This is a genomic window from Paraburkholderia sp. CI3 (genome assembly GCF_050436505.1).
Taxonomy (GTDB): Bacteria; Pseudomonadota; Gammaproteobacteria; order Burkholderiales; family Burkholderiaceae; genus Paraburkholderia; species Paraburkholderia tuberum.
Genome location: NZ_JBNDMI010000004.1, coordinates 596,970 through 610,994, shown reverse-complemented (window position 1 = coordinate 610,994; position 14,025 = coordinate 596,970). Strand labels below are relative to the sequence as shown.

Below are 14,025 nucleotides of genomic sequence, written 5' to 3'. Positions count from 1 at the left end.
ACATGACTTATTCGGAACATCGCGCCGTCGCACCGGAAGTGTCGATCATCATTCCGGTGTACAACGAGGAAGCCGGACTGGGCGCGCTGTTCGCACGCCTCTATCCGGCGCTCGACGCGCTCGGCACCGGTTATGAAGTGATCTTCATCAACGACGGCAGCCGCGACAAATCCGCGGCGCTGCTCGCCGGGCAGTTCCGCGCGCGCCCCGACACCACGCGCGTGATCCTGCTGAACGGTAACTACGGCCAGCACATGGCGATTCTCGCGGGCTTCGAGCAGTCGCGCGGCGACATCGTGATCACGCTCGACGCCGACCTGCAGAATCCGCCCGAGGAAATCGGCAAGCTCGTCGCGAAGATGCGCGAAGGTTTCGACTACGTCGGCACGATCCGTCGGCAGCGCCAGGACAGCCTGTGGCGCCGCAAGGCGTCGCGCGCGATGAATCATCTGCGCGAGCGCATCACGCGCATCAAGATGACCGACCAGGGCTGCATGCTGCGCGCCTACAGCCGCCATATCGTCGATACGATCAACCGCTGCGGCGAAATCAACACGTTCATCCCGGCGCTCGCGTACACGTTCGCGCAGAATCCGGTGGAAATCGAGGTCGCGCACGAGGAACGCTTCGCCGGTGAGTCGAAGTACTCGCTGTACTCGCTGATCCGTCTGAATTTCGACCTCGTCACCGGCTTCTCCGTGGTGCCGCTGCAATGGCTGTCGTTCATCGGCGTGATCCTGTCGCTAGGGTCTGCGGCGCTGTTCGTCCTGCTGCTGATTCGCCGTTTCATCATCGGCGCGGAAGTGCAAGGTGTGTTCACGCTGTTCGCCATCACGTTCTTCCTGCTCGGCGTGATCATCTTCGCGCTCGGCCTGCTCGGTGAATACATCGGCCGGATCTATCAGCAGGTGCGTGCGCGGCCGCGTTATCTGGTGCAGACCATTCTCGAGCAACGCGACGGCGGGGCCGTCGCCGAAGCGCCGCGTCAGACCGTCGTGCAAGGCGTGCAGCCGGTGCCGGTCGCCGACCAGGGACACCATCCATGAAGCCGCGCGCCGTCGTATTCGCGTATCACAATGTCGGCGTGCGCTGCCTGCAGGTGCTGCTCGCGCGCGGCGTCGAGGTCGCGCTCGTCGTGACCCACGAAGACAACCCGAGCGAGAACATCTGGTTCGGCAGCGTCGCATCGGTGGCAGCCGGGCACGGCATTGCCGTCGTCACGCCGGCCGATCCGAAGAGCCCCGAACTGCGCGCCGCGGTGAGCGCCGCGCGGCCGGACTTCATCTTCTCGTTCTACTACCGCCACATGTTGCCGCTCGACCTGCTCGCGATCGCCGCACGGGGCGCTTACAACATGCACGGCTCGCTGTTGCCGAAGTATCGTGGACGCGTGCCGACCAACTGGGCGGTGCTCAACGGCGAAAGCGAAACCGGCGCAACGCTGCACGAAATGGCCGCGAAGCCCGACGCCGGCGCGATCATTGCGCAAACACCGGTGCCGATCCTGCCCGACGACACCGCCGCGCAGGTCTTCGACAAGGTCACGGTCGCCGCCGAGCAAACGCTGTGGCGCGTGCTGCCGGCGCTGCTCGCGGGCGAGGCGCCGCATCTGCCGAACGATCTCGCGCATGGCAGTTACTATGGTGGGCGCAAACCGGAAGACGGCCGCATTGACTGGAATCAGTCCGCGCAGCAGGTCTACAACCTGATCCGCGCGGTCGCGCCGCCGTATCCGGGCGCTTTCACCGAGCTGAACGGGCGCCGTTTCATCGTCGCGCGCGCGCGTCTGGCCGCGCCCGGCGCGCTCCGCTCGGATTTGCCCCCGGGCCTGCACGTAAGCGATAATGCCGTTTTCGCGATCTGCGGCGACGGCCGCGCGATCAACATCCACGAATTGCGGCACCAGCACGATGGCGGCGAGTCTGCCGTCAGTCCGGCGGAATTCGCCCAGCTCATCCAATCTCATTCATGAAAAAAGTCCTGATTCTGGGTGTGAATGGCTTCATCGGCCATCACCTGTCCAAACGCATTCTCGAAACCACCGACTGGGAAGTGTTCGGGATGGACATGCAGACCGAACGTCTCGGCGACCTCGTCAATCATGAGCGGATGCACTTCTTCGAAGGCGACATCACGATCAACAAGGAATGGGTCGAATATCACGTCAAGAAGTGCGACGTGATTCTGCCGCTCGTCGCGATCGCCACGCCCGCAACGTATGTGAAGCAGCCGCTGCGCGTGTTCGAACTCGACTTCGAGGCGAACCTGCCGATCGTGCGTTCAGCCGTCAAGTACGGCAAGCATCTGGTGTTTCCCTCGACCTCCGAGGTCTACGGCATGTGCACGGACGAGCAGTTCGATCCGGAAGAATCGCAGCTGTCGTACGGCCCGATCAACAAGCCGCGCTGGATCTACGCGTGCTCGAAGCAGCTGATGGACCGCGTGATCTGGGGCTACGGCATGGAAGGCCTGAACTTCACGCTGTTCCGTCCGTTCAACTGGATCGGCCCGGGCCTCGACTCGATCTACACGCCGAAGGAAGGTAGCTCGCGCGTGGTCACGCAGTTCCTCGGCCATATCGTGCGCGGCGAGAACATCAGCCTCGTCGATGGCGGTGCGCAGAAGCGCGCGTTCACGGACATCGACGACGGCATCAGCGCGCTGATGAAGATCATCGAGAACAGGAACGGCGTCGCCACCGGCAAGATCTACAACATCGGCAACCCGATCAACAACTTCTCGGTGCGTGAGCTCGCGCACAAGATGCTGGCACTCGCGGCCGAATTCCCCGAATACGCGGACTCGGCCAGGAAGGTGCAACTGGTCGAAACGTCGTCGGGCGCGTACTACGGCAACGGCTATCAGGACGTGCAGAACCGCGTGCCGAAGATCGACAATACGAAACAGGAACTCAGCTGGGCACCCACGTCGACTTTCGACGAAGCGCTGCGCAAGATTTTCGAAGCATATCGCGGCCACGTCGCGGAAGCCCGCGCACTCGTCGAACAGCAATAAGGGCGCGTCCTTGGCTCGCATCGTCCTGAAGATCGACGTCGACACGCTGCGCGGCACCCGCGAAGGCGTGCCGAATCTCGCGCGCATCTTCGACCGCTTCAAGGCGCGCGCCACCTTCCTGTTCAGCCTCGGGCCCGACCACACCGGTTGGGCGATGCGCCGCGTGCTGCGGCCGGGCTTTCTGAAGAAGGTGTCGCGCACGTCAGTGGTCGAGCATTACGGCGTCAGGCAGTTGATGTACGGCGTGCTGCTGCCCGGTCCGGACATCGGCGCGAAGGCCGCGGCCGAGATGCGCGCGATCCACGAAGCCGGCTTCGAGTGCGGCATTCATACGTGGGATCACGTGTACTGGCAGGACAACGTGCGCGCCAAAGATCGCGCGTGGACCGTCGCGCAGATGCAGCGGAGCCACGCGCGGTTCATCGAGATATTCGGCGCGCCGCCCGTCACGCACGGCGCCGCGGGCTGGCAGATGAACGGCCACGCGTTCGAGCAGATCGACGCGTGGGGCATGCGCTACGCTTCCGACGGCCGCGGCCACTCGCCATATCTGCCGGTGGTCGACGGCAGGACGCTGAAGCACGTGCAGATGCCGACCACGCTCCCGACGCTCGACGAAGTGCTCGGTGTCGATGGTGTCGATACGCACAACGTCGCCGCGTGGATGCTGAAACAAACTGAAAAAAATCCGCACGACCAGGTGTTCACGCTGCACGCGGAACTTGAAGGACAGAAACTCGCGCCGGTTTTCGAACAGTTGCTCGAAGGCTGGCGCGCCCAGGGCCACACGTTCGCGACGATGGGCGATTACTACGCCACGCTAGACCGCGACACGCTGCCATCGTACCCTGTCGCGTGGGGCGAGATTCCGGGACGCTCCGGCGAACTGATCGTCCAGCCCTGAAGGCCCGCGACGCGGGAGTCGTTAGAAGGCGCGCCGCTTGTTACCCGCCCGTTGCCCGCCTTTGCCCGCTTCCTTGCCGGGTCTGACGATCGGACAACCGCGCGCCGACCGTATTCCCGAACAACAACAACCTCGACGACAGACCGGCCGACGCCGCGGCACCTAGCGACGCCAGCCCCAATAACCGGAGAACCTCGTGTCCATCGCAGTCGACCAACCCATCCCCGACTTCACCGCTGCCGCGACGGGCGGCGAAATCACGCTGTCAAAGCTGCGGGGCAAGAAGGTGGTGCTGTATTTCTATCCGAAGGACAACACGCCGGGCTGCACGACCGAAGGGTTGCAGTTCCGCGATCTGTATCCGAAGTTCAAGAAAGCCGGCGCGGAAGTGATCGGCGTGTCGCGCGACAGCCTGCGTTCGCATGACAACTTCAAGGCTAAGCTCGAACTACCCTTCCCGCTGATTTCCGACCCGGAAGAAACGCTGTGCGCCCTCTTCGCCGTCATCAAAATGAAGAAAATGTATGGCAAAGAGGTACGCGGAATCGAGCGCTCCACGTTCCTCGTCGACGCCGATGGCGTGCTGCGCCGGGAGTGGCGCGGCGTTAAAGTGCCGGGCCACGTCGACGACATTCTGGAGGCTGTACAAGCGCTTTGATGCGCGTTATATTGGCCCGCAATGAGTGCCTGTCCACCCCACATTGTTCTCCGCTGCGCCAGCCCTGACGGCCGCCTGACCGGATCCACCGGTGCCGTTCGGAGCGTGAGGCGCAACGTGAGCATCATCGTCGAGCCGCTTGCCCCGAATGCCGGGGCCGCGGCTTTTTTAATTGCGCGCGACCGTTCGTTCATTGGTTCACGCGCTTCCGTCAAGGAGCCTATCGAAAACCAGGCGAACCGGCATCTCTAGACCGAATGCGCGCCTCCTTGCAAACTCGATGTCCCATGAGGGCATCGTCAGAATGCGACGGGCGGCGCACGATATGTGACCCGATCATTCCGAGGGAAACCATGCCTTTGCCTACTCCCCCCAACAAGCTCGGCAATCTTTTGTCGCCTGACGAATACAAGGCCAAAGCCGTCACGCCCGCGCGCTCCACCGCGAAAAAACAGGCGCGTGAAGGGGAATCCGCAGAGTCGGCCGATTACGGCCGCGTCAATGTCGCCACACCGATGGCGCACGCTGCCAACGCCGCCACCACGTTGTGGCCCGTGCCCGCCGTCGAGTCGCCGCCCGCCGCGCAACCCGCGCCCGCGCGCGGCCGCAAGACCAGGCAGACCGCCGCGCTGTTGCAGCCGGTTCCGTCCGCGCGAGCGCAGCTCGAAGCCGACGCGGCCGAAGCGCAGCCGATCGTCGCACGCGCGCCTGCCGCGAAGCAGCGCACGGACGAAACAGCCGCCGCGCCCGCCGCAGCGAGCCCTGCCGCCACGCGCAAGAAACGTGGCACGGGCGCCACGCCAGCCGAGGTGCAGAAGCTTTTCGTGCTCGACACCAACGTGCTGATGCACGATCCGAGCTGCCTGTTCCGCTTCGAGGAGCACGACGTCTATCTGCCGATGATGACGTTGGAAGAGCTCGACAACCACAAGAAGGGAATGTCGGAAGTCGCGCGTAACGCGCGTCAGGTGAGCCGCACGCTCGACGCGCTCGTCGCGAACGCGGGCGACATGGCCGACGGCATTTCGCTCGCACGTCTGGGCAGCCGCGAGGCGTCCGGGCGGCTGTACTTCCAGACCCGGCTGACCGCGATCGAGCCGGTCGAAGGTCTGCCCGAAGGCAAGGCCGACAACCAGATCCTCGGCGTCGTGCGCGCGCTGCAGCGCGATCGCGCGGATCGCCAGGTCGTGCTGGTGTCGAAAGACATCAACATGCGCATCAAGGCGCATGCGCTCGGTCTGCCCGCCGAAGACTACTTCAACGACCAGGTGCTCGAGGACAGCGACCTGCTGTACACGGGCATCCGGGCGCTGCCGCAAGACTTCTGGACCAGGCACGCGAAGGGCATGGAAAGCTGGCAGGACACGAAAACCGGCACAACGTACTACCGCGTGACGGGTCCGCTGTGCGCATCGATGCTGGTCAACGAGTTCGTTTATCTGGAGCCGCAGAACGGCGAGCCCGCGTTTCATGCGCTGGTGCGCGAACTGAACGGCAAGACCGCGCTGCTGCAAACGCTGCGTGACTATGGCCACCACAAGAACAACGTGTGGGGCATCACGGCGCGCAATCGCGAGCAGAACTTCGCGCTGAACCTGCTGATGAATCCGGACATCGACTTCGTCACGCTGCTCGGCCAGGCCGGCACCGGCAAGACGCTGGTCGCACTCGCGGCGGGTCTCGCGCAGGTGCTCGACGACAAGCGCTACAACGAGATCATCGTGACGCGCGCGACCGTGCCGGTCGGCGAAGACATCGGCTTTCTGCCGGGCACGGAAGAGGAAAAGATGCAGCCGTGGATGGGTGCGTTCGACGACAACCTCGAAGTGCTGCAGAAAACCGACGACGCCGCCGGCGAATGGGGCCGCGCCGCCACCCAGGAGCTGATCCGCTCGCGCCTGAAGATCAAGAGCATGAACTTCATGCGCGGCCGCACGTTCGTCGACAAGTATCTGATCATCGACGAGGCGCAGAACCTGACGCCGAAGCAGATGAAGACGCTCGTCACGCGCGCGGGTCCGGGCACGAAGATCATCTGCCTTGGCAACATCGCGCAGATCGATACGCCTTACCTGACCGAGGGCAGTTCGGGCCTGACCTATGTGGTCGATCGCTTCAAGGGTTGGGCGCACAGCGGACACGTAACGCTCGCGCGCGGCGAGCGCTCGCGCCTCGCTGACTACGCGTCGGAGATTCTCTAGAGGTTTGCCGGTTTTTTTCCGGCGTTTGATCGCAGGCCGCGTCCGGTTCGTTCCGGACGCGGCTTTTTTATTGCACCGGCGTTCCCCGCCGGCAACACTTAGCGCACAAACTTCAAGTAATTTATCAACAATTCTTGCCGCAGCCTTGTTGGGCGGCTACCATCCCGACATCGTCAGTGAGTAAATGGGCGCTTACCGCCCGTGCCGTCTTCATGCGCCGACTCGCCTTATCGCTGCTGCCCGTCCTGCTGCTCGCCGCCTGTGCCGGCGCGCCGCAGAAGACGTCGCGCGGGTCAGGCGGCAGCGTCGTCGCGAACGGCGCCTATCGCGCGCCGCCGCCCGGCTTTCCCCACTTCGTCGATCACAGCATCGGCCGCGAGGAAATCTCCATTCAGGCGATGAGTCTCGTCGGCGTGCCCTACCGTTGGGGCGGCAATACGCCCGACAGCGGCTTCGATTGCAGCGGTCTCGTGCGGTACGTCGTGCTGCGTGCGGCGTCGGTGAACCTGCCGCGCACGACGGCCGAGATGAGCGGGCGCGGCGAGTCGATCGAACCGGACGAAATCGCGCCAGGCGATCTGATCTTTTTCAACACGACGGGGCGCGCGCATTCGCACGTCGGCATCTATGTGGGCAAGCTGCGCTTCGTCAACGCGCCATCGACGGGCGGCACCGTGCGGCTCGACTATCTGACCAATCCCTACTGGGCGAAGCGCTTCGACGGCATCCGCCGGATGGCGGGACCGGCGGCAACGCCGGCGCCGTTCGATACGCCGAGCTATCAGGCTGCGGCGCCGCAAACCGAGCGAGGTGCTGCGGTCGCGGCGACGGGCACGGCAACAACCGTGGCAGTTCCGGCAGCGTCGACCTACGCGGGCCCGACGGCGCTGTCCAGCGCGTCGTCGATGGCAACGGCCCGGCCGGTCGCGAGCGCGACGCCGGCGACCCGTGCAGGCGGCGGCACGCCCGTCGTGCAAGCCGATCAATTCGAGCCGCCGCCGTCGGGCCTCGGCACCGCGCAGCTGCAGGCACGCTCAGCGGGCGCCGTGGCAGCGACGATGGTCCCCGCGGCTCAGGCGAGCACGTATGAAAGCGGCGCTCGTTCGCCCGCTCAACCGATGCAGTCCGCGACGACCGCCCGCACCCTTGCCCAACCTTCACCCGACCCGATCGACGCCGCCGCCGATGCATTCGAACCGCCGCCACCCGCCTCCATCGCTGAACGCCAGGCGCGGCAGATGCAGCAGACCGACGGCACTGGATCCGTGCAGCTCATGCGCGCGTCGACGGCTTCCCACGGCGTGCCCGCACCCACGCAAAGCAGCGACGACCCGATCGCCGGTTTCGCGAACGGCAACTTCTGACGCCGTGATCTGCTATCGTCATCGATATTCTTTCGACGGCGGGTAACGACCATGGAACTCGGGCTCAGAAATAAGGTGGTGCTCATCACCGGCGGCAGCAAAGGCATCGGTTTCGCGTGCGCGCGCGCCTTCGCACAGGAAGGCGCGAAGGTCGCGATCGTGTCGCGCGACCCCGCCAACCTTGCGCGCGCCTACGAACAGCTGAAACAGGAAGGTTTCCACGTGCACCGCACGCGCGCCGACCTGCACGAAGCGCACAGCGCCGCCGATATCGTCGAGGAAGTCAGCACCGCCGTGGGCCCGATCGACGTGCTGATCAACAGTGCCGGCGCCGCGCGCCGGTACGACCCCGAGACGCTCGATGCCGACGCATTCCGCGCGACGATGGAAGCGAAGTATTTCCCGTATATCTATCCGCAGCAGGAAGTGCTGCGCCGTATGGCCGAGCGCGCGAAAGCCAACGGCGGTGCCGAGCCGGGCACGATCGTCAATATCATCGGCATGGGCGGCAAGGTCGCGAGCGACATCCATATCGCAAGCGGCGCGGCCAACGCGGCGCTGATGCTCGCGACCGTCGGCCTCGCGCACTACTACGCGCGCTATGGCATCCGCATCAACGCGATCAATCCGGGCTCGACGCTGACCGAGCGCGTCGAGGAAGCGGTCAGGCTGGAAGCGGCGCAGCAAGGCATCGGCAATGACGAAGCGCTGGCGCGCGGCCAGGCCCGGATGCCGCTCGGGCGCTATGCAAAGCCGGAGGAAATCGCCGACGTGGCGCTGTTCCTCGCGAGCCGCCGCGCGAGCTATGTGACGGGCGCGATCATTCCGATGGATGGTGCGAATGCGCCGCTGATCTGAACGCGTCGTGCCACGCGCTTTTTAGTCGAACTGCGTAGGGACACCGGTGCGATGCCATGGGCGGCATGTAGCCGAAGCCCGCGCGTGCTGTTCAGCCAAACTCAGCCGAACCCGGCAGCGCAGGCCTGCGTCGCATGGTGATCACAGGAAGTGGTGGCCCAGCCACCAGGCCCCGCCGGACAGCACCGCGGAAGCCGGGATCGTCAGCATCCAGGCCCAGACGATGTTGCCGGCGACACCCCAGCGCACCGCGCTCAGCTTCTGCGTCGCGCCGACTCCGACGATCGCGCCGGTGATCGTATGCGTGGTAGAGACGGGAATGCCGAGCGCCGAGGCGGTAAAGAGCGTGATCGCTCCGCCCGCCTCCGCGCAGAAGCCGCCGACCGGCTTCAATTTCGTGATTTTCTGGCCCATCGTGCGCACGATGCGCCAGCCACCGAACAGCGTACCGAGACCCATCGACAGATAGCAGCCGCCGATCACCCACAGCGGCGGCGCGTCCGCCTTCATCGACGCGAAGCCGGTGGCGATCAGCAGCATCCAGATGATGCCGATGGTTTTCTGCGCGTCGTTGCCACCGTGACCCAGGCTGTACAGGCCAGCGGAGAACAATTGCAGACGCCTGAAGCGACGGTCGACCTTGCTCGGCGGCGTGCGGAAGTACAGCCACGACACCAGCAGCATGAAAAACGAGCCGAGCACGAAGCCGAGCAGTGGTGAAATGAAGATGAACGCGACGGTCTTCATCAGGCCATCCCAGTTCAGCGATCCCCAGCCCGACTTCGCGAGCGCCGCACCCACGAGGCCGCCGATCAGCGCGTGCGACGAACTGGACGGAATGCCGTAGACCCAGGTGATCACGTTCCACGCGATCGCGCCGACCAACGCGCCGAAGATCACATAGTGGTCGACGATGTCCGGGTCGATCGTACCCTTGCCGACGGTCGTGGCCACCTTCAGGTGAAACACGAAATACGCGATGACGTTGAACGCCGCCGCGAACGCCACCGCCTGCTGTGGCTTCAGCACGCCGGTCGACACGACCGTGGCGATCGAATTCGCCGCGTCGTGAAAACCGTTCATGAAGTCGAACACCAAAGCAATGGCAACCAGGCCGGTGACGACCCAGATAGCGAGTTGTATCGATTGCATTATGCGTTTTCCAGCACGATGCCTTCGATGATGTTGGCCACATCCTCACACTTGTCCGTGATCGTTTCGAGCAGCTCGTAGATCGCCTTGAGCTTGATCAGGACCTTGACGTCGTCTTCCTCGCGGAACAGCTTCGACATCGCCGCGCGCAGCACGCGGTCGGCTTCCGATTCGAGCCGGTCGATGTCCTCGCAGGCCTTCAGGATCTGGCTCGCCTGCTTCATGTCCGACAGCAGGCTGACCGCGAACTGCACGCGCTCGCAGGTCGCCGTGCAGATATGCGCGAGCTGGCTCGCCTCCGACGTGACCGCTTGCACGTCGTACAGCGAGATCGCGGTGGCGACGTCCTCCATCAGGTCGAGGATGTCGTCCATCGTCGTGATCAGCTTGTGGATCTCGTCGCGGTCGAGCGGCGTGATGAAGGTCTTGTGCAGCAGGTCGATGGCTTCGTGCGTGAGCTTGTCGGCCGCTTTCTCGGCCTTTTGTACGTTCTGCTTGTGGGTTTCGGCGTCCTGCAGATTGTCGATCAGGAGCTCGAGTTCGCGGCTTGCCGAGATGATGCACGTTGCGTGCGAATTGAAGATTTCAAAGAACTTGCCCTCGGTGGGCATGAATCGACCGAACATTGGGATCCTGGAAATGGGTCACGTTATGGCTGACATAAAACCGCCATATTGTACCGTTCCGCCCATCATTGCCGCACTCGCGACAGCGCCGTTACAACAGCCCACGGCGCTTTGCGTCACTCGCCGCCGTAGAAGTTCTGCGCGCCCGCAAAGTTGTCGAACTTCGTGTATTGGCCGTGGAAAGTGAGCCGAACGGGACCGATCGGACCGTTCCGCTGCTTGCCGATGATGATCTCCGCGGTGCCCTTGTCGGGGCTGTCCGGGTTGTACACTTCGTCGCGGTAGATGAACAGGATCACGTCGGCGTCCTGTTCGATAGCGCCCGATTCGCGCAGGTCCGACATGATTGGCCGCTTGTTGGGCCGCTGCTCGAGACCGCGGTTCAGCTGCGACAACGCGATCACCGGCACGTCGAGCTCCTTCGCGAGGCTCTTCAGCGAACGCGAGATTTCCGAGATTTCGGTCGCGCGGTTTTCGCCCGACGACGAGCCGCTCATCAGCTGCAGATAGTCGATGATGATCAGCCCGAGCTTGCCGCACTGGCGCGATAGCCGGCGCGCGCGCGAGCGCAGTTCCATCGGGTTCAGACCGCCGGTTTCGTCGATGAAGATCTGTGCCTCGCTCATTTTCTGCACCGCGTGCGTGAGCTTCGGCCAATCCTCGTCGGTCAGGCGCCCGGTTCGCATGCGATGCTGATCGAGCCGGCCGACCGAGCCCAGCATACGCATCGTGAGCTGCGTGCCCGGCATTTCCATCGAGAACACCGCGACGGGTAGTCCGTACTCGACCGCGACGTATTCGCCGATGTTCATCGAAAACGCCGTCTTACCCATCGACGGACGGCCCGCGACGATGATCAGCTCGCCGCCGTGCATGCCCGAGGTCATACGATCCAGATCGACGAAGCCGGTCGGCGTGCCGGTCACGTCGCTCGGATTGGCGGTGTGATAGAGCGTGTCGATCCGCTCGACCACCTGGGTCAGCAGCGGCCCGATCTCGAGAAAGCCCTGGGTACCGCGCGCGCCGTCTTCGGCGATCGAGAACACCTTCGATTCCGCTTCGTCCAGCAATTGCCGGACTTCCTTGCCTTGCGGGTTGAACGCGTCGGCGGAGATTTCATCGGCGACCGACACGAGCCGGCGCAGCACCGCGCGGTCGCGCACGATTTCCGCATAGCGGCGGATGTTGGCCGCGCTCGGCGTGTTCTGCGCGAGCGCGTTCAGGTAAGCGAGGCCGCCGACCTCTTCCGCCTTGCCCGAAGTGCCGAGCGCTTCGTAGACGGTGACCACGTCGGCCGGCCGCGTGGCCGCAATCAGCTTGCCGATGTGCTCGAAGATGATGCGGTGGTCGTAGCGGTAGAAGTCGCTTTGCGCGAGAAAGTCGGCGATGCGGTCCCAGGCCGCGTTATCGAGCAGCAGGCCGCCCAGCACCGATTGCTCGGCTTCGATCGAATGCGGCGGGACTTTCAGCGACTCGAGTTGGGGATCTTTGGACGGTGCGTTCATGGGGAGGAATTATCGGGCAATCCGGCGACGGCTGCGAGCGGAAAAAACGCAAATACGGGGATATACGAGAGATAGTCGGGCACAAAAAAAGCAGGGGCCGGTTTCCCGGCCCCTGCTCTTCACCAGCAATACGCTGGCTGATCCTGCCTGATGCTTGATGCGGTCGGCTTAGACGTGCTCGCCGATCACGGCCACCGTCACATCGACGAGAACGTCGGTGTGCAGCGAAACCTGAACCGGGTGCTCGCCAACCATCTTCAGCGGGCCTTCCGGCAGACGCACTTGCGCCTTTTCCACTGCGAAGCCTTGCTTGCCGAGCGCTTCGGCGATGTCGGCGTTCGTCACCGAGCCGAACAGACGGCCGTCGACGCCAGCCTTCTGATTGACCTGAACGGTCTGGCCTGCCAGCTTTTCGCCTTGAGCCTGAGCGGCTGCCAGCTTTTCAGCGGCGTGCTTTTCGAGTTCTGCGCGGCGCACTTCGAATTCAGCGAGGGCTTCCTTCGTTGCACGGCGAGCTTTCTTGTTCGGGATCAGGAAGTTACGTGCGTAACCGTCCTTGACCTTCACGATGTCGCCGAGGTTACCCAGATTGACGACTTTTTCCAGAAGAATGATTTGCATTCGGATGCTCCTTATCGCGTCGTCGGGTTAGGCCTTGTGCTGGTCGGTGTACGGCACCAGCGCGAGGAAACGTGCGCGCTTGATAGCCGTATCCAGCTGGCGTTGATAATGCGCCTTGGTACCCGTGAGACGTGCCGGCGTGATCTTGCCGTTCTCGCCGATGAAGTCCTTCAGCGTTTCGATGTCTTTGTAGTCGATGTACTCGACGCCAGCAGCCGTGAAACGGCAGAACTTCTTGCGCTTGAAGAGCGGGTTCTGTTGCTGACGACGCTTGTCGAATTTCTTACCAGTCGGGCGGGGCATGATTAGTCCTTTCCAATGTCCTGCAATGCTGTGATGTGAAATACCAGAGTTCGCGCGTTACGGTGCTTTTTAGCCAGAAAACCTGTGAAGAGCGTTTCGACGCCCATCTGACAGTTTTCGAGCTTACCGCTCGCTTCGCCCGCGGCGACCGCCTGCATGGTCAGTTCGACCTGACGGGCAATGCCCGCCTCGACGACTTCCGTGCGGTGGTGCAACGTGCAGTTGGCAATCGGAACGCCGGCGGGGGTGTACCGCACCGGTTCGCGTTCGACGACGCTCGCCGTAAGTTGCAGCCGGTTCATGTACCTGTTTATGTCTTCGTGTACGTGAGCGAAGCGACGCTGCGTGTCTGGCAGCTTAAATAATGAGTCTTAAGCCTGCGCTTCGGTCGGCTGAGCTGCTGCCGACTTCTTGGCTTCTTCGCGCTGCACTTCCTTCATCATCGGCGACGGGCCGGTTTCGGCCTTCTTCATCTTGACGATGAGGTGACGCAGAACGGCGTCGTTGAACTTGAACGCGTGTTCCAGCTCGTCGAGCGTGGTCTGGTCGCACTCGATGTTCATGCAGACGTAGTGAGCCTTCGCGAGTTTCTCGATCATGTAGGCCAGTTGGCGACGGCCCCAGTCTTCGACTCGGTGGATCTGACCACCGTGCGACGTGATCGTGCTCTTGTAACGCTCGATCATGGCGGGCACCTGCTCGCTTTGATCGGGATGCACGATAAAGACGATTTCGTAATGACGCATTACACACTCCTTGTGCTGACTTTTGGATAGAAGCCGCCCGGGCGTCGGAACCGGTGCGGCAAGTGAGAAGCC

The 14,025-nt window shown here is 63.5% G+C and carries 16 protein-coding genes; 9 read left to right on the top strand and 7 right to left on the bottom strand.

The window, feature by feature from the left end:
- Window positions 1-2 precede the first annotated feature (2 nt).
- The 9 genes from OKW29_RS24325 (at window position 3) to OKW29_RS24285 (ending at window position 9,000) form a co-directional block, all read left to right on the top strand.
- Complete coding sequence (locus OKW29_RS24325; protein WP_429292909.1) at window positions 3-1,046, top strand: glycosyltransferase; 1,044 nt, start codon at window positions 3-5, stop codon at window positions 1,044-1,046.
- Window positions 1,043-1,972 carry a formyltransferase gene (locus OKW29_RS24320; protein WP_187618797.1) on the top strand — a complete coding sequence of 310 codons (930 nt, stop codon included), beginning with the start codon at window positions 1,043-1,045 and terminating at the stop codon, window positions 1,970-1,972. Before OKW29_RS24325 ends, OKW29_RS24320 begins: the two co-directional genes overlap by 4 nt.
- Window positions 1,969-3,015: a bifunctional UDP-4-keto-pentose/UDP-xylose synthase gene (locus tag OKW29_RS24315; RefSeq protein WP_184063756.1), complete on the top strand. Its 1,047-nt coding sequence runs from the start codon at window positions 1,969-1,971 to the stop codon at window positions 3,013-3,015. The genes OKW29_RS24320 and OKW29_RS24315 overlap by 4 nt, the downstream gene beginning before the upstream one ends.
- A 10-nt stretch (window positions 3,016-3,025) precedes the next feature.
- The gene (locus OKW29_RS24310; protein WP_184029077.1) at window positions 3,026-3,919 is read left to right on the top strand and encodes a polysaccharide deacetylase family protein; all 894 of its coding nucleotides are present in this window, start codon (window positions 3,026-3,028) and stop codon (window positions 3,917-3,919) included.
- A 196-nt stretch (window positions 3,920-4,115) separates the two neighbouring features.
- On the top strand, window positions 4,116-4,577 hold the full coding sequence (locus OKW29_RS24305) for a peroxiredoxin (protein ID WP_187618800.1): 462 nt from the start codon (window positions 4,116-4,118) through the stop codon (window positions 4,575-4,577).
- 117 nt (window positions 4,578-4,694) lie between these two features.
- Window positions 4,695-4,829, top strand: coding sequence for a hypothetical protein (locus tag OKW29_RS24300; RefSeq protein WP_260321379.1), 135 nt, complete (start codon window positions 4,695-4,697; stop codon window positions 4,827-4,829).
- Window positions 4,830-4,930: 101 nt separating this feature from the next.
- Complete coding sequence (locus OKW29_RS24295) at window positions 4,931-6,778, top strand: PhoH family protein (protein ID WP_429292908.1); 1,848 nt, start codon at window positions 4,931-4,933, stop codon at window positions 6,776-6,778.
- A gap of 212 nt (window positions 6,779-6,990) precedes the next feature.
- Window positions 6,991-8,142: an NlpC/P60 family protein gene (locus OKW29_RS24290; protein ID WP_429292907.1), complete on the top strand. Its 1,152-nt coding sequence runs from the start codon at window positions 6,991-6,993 to the stop codon at window positions 8,140-8,142.
- A 51-nt stretch (window positions 8,143-8,193) separates the two neighbouring features.
- Entirely contained in the window at window positions 8,194-9,000 is an 807-nt protein-coding gene (locus tag OKW29_RS24285; protein ID WP_429292906.1) for an SDR family oxidoreductase, read from the top strand.
- A 141-nt stretch (window positions 9,001-9,141) separates the two neighbouring features.
- On the opposite strand, the gene OKW29_RS24280 is transcribed toward OKW29_RS24285, so the two are convergent.
- The 7 genes from OKW29_RS24280 to rpsF form a co-directional block, all read right to left on the bottom strand.
- Window positions 9,142-10,152, bottom strand: a complete 1,011-nt coding sequence (locus OKW29_RS24280; RefSeq protein ID WP_187628321.1) for an inorganic phosphate transporter — start codon at window positions 10,150-10,152, stop codon at window positions 9,142-9,144.
- Window positions 10,152-10,778 carry a DUF47 domain-containing protein gene (locus tag OKW29_RS24275; protein ID WP_018418171.1) on the bottom strand — a complete coding sequence of 209 codons (627 nt, stop codon included), beginning with the start codon at window positions 10,776-10,778 and terminating at the stop codon, window positions 10,152-10,154. The genes OKW29_RS24280 and OKW29_RS24275 overlap by 1 nt, the downstream gene beginning before the upstream one ends.
- 116 nt (window positions 10,779-10,894) lie before the next feature.
- Window positions 10,895-12,283, bottom strand: coding sequence for a replicative DNA helicase (locus OKW29_RS24270; RefSeq protein ID WP_184029116.1), 1,389 nt, complete (start codon window positions 12,281-12,283; stop codon window positions 10,895-10,897).
- A gap of 168 nt (window positions 12,284-12,451) precedes the next feature.
- Window positions 12,452-12,904: a 50S ribosomal protein L9 gene (gene rplI, locus OKW29_RS24265; protein ID WP_187618805.1), complete on the bottom strand. Its 453-nt coding sequence runs from the start codon at window positions 12,902-12,904 to the stop codon at window positions 12,452-12,454.
- 27 nt (window positions 12,905-12,931) lie between these two features.
- Window positions 12,932-13,207, bottom strand: a complete 276-nt coding sequence (gene rpsR, locus OKW29_RS24260) for a 30S ribosomal protein S18 (RefSeq protein ID WP_013588504.1) — start codon at window positions 13,205-13,207, stop codon at window positions 12,932-12,934.
- A 2-nt stretch (window positions 13,208-13,209) separates the two neighbouring features.
- On the bottom strand, window positions 13,210-13,509 hold the full coding sequence (gene priB / locus OKW29_RS24255) for a primosomal replication protein N (RefSeq protein WP_429292905.1): 300 nt from the start codon (window positions 13,507-13,509) through the stop codon (window positions 13,210-13,212).
- 69 nt (window positions 13,510-13,578) lie between these two features.
- On the bottom strand, window positions 13,579-13,953 hold the full coding sequence (gene rpsF, locus OKW29_RS24250; RefSeq protein WP_013089311.1) for a 30S ribosomal protein S6: 375 nt from the start codon (window positions 13,951-13,953) through the stop codon (window positions 13,579-13,581).
- Between the last annotated feature and the right edge of the window lie 72 nt (window positions 13,954-14,025).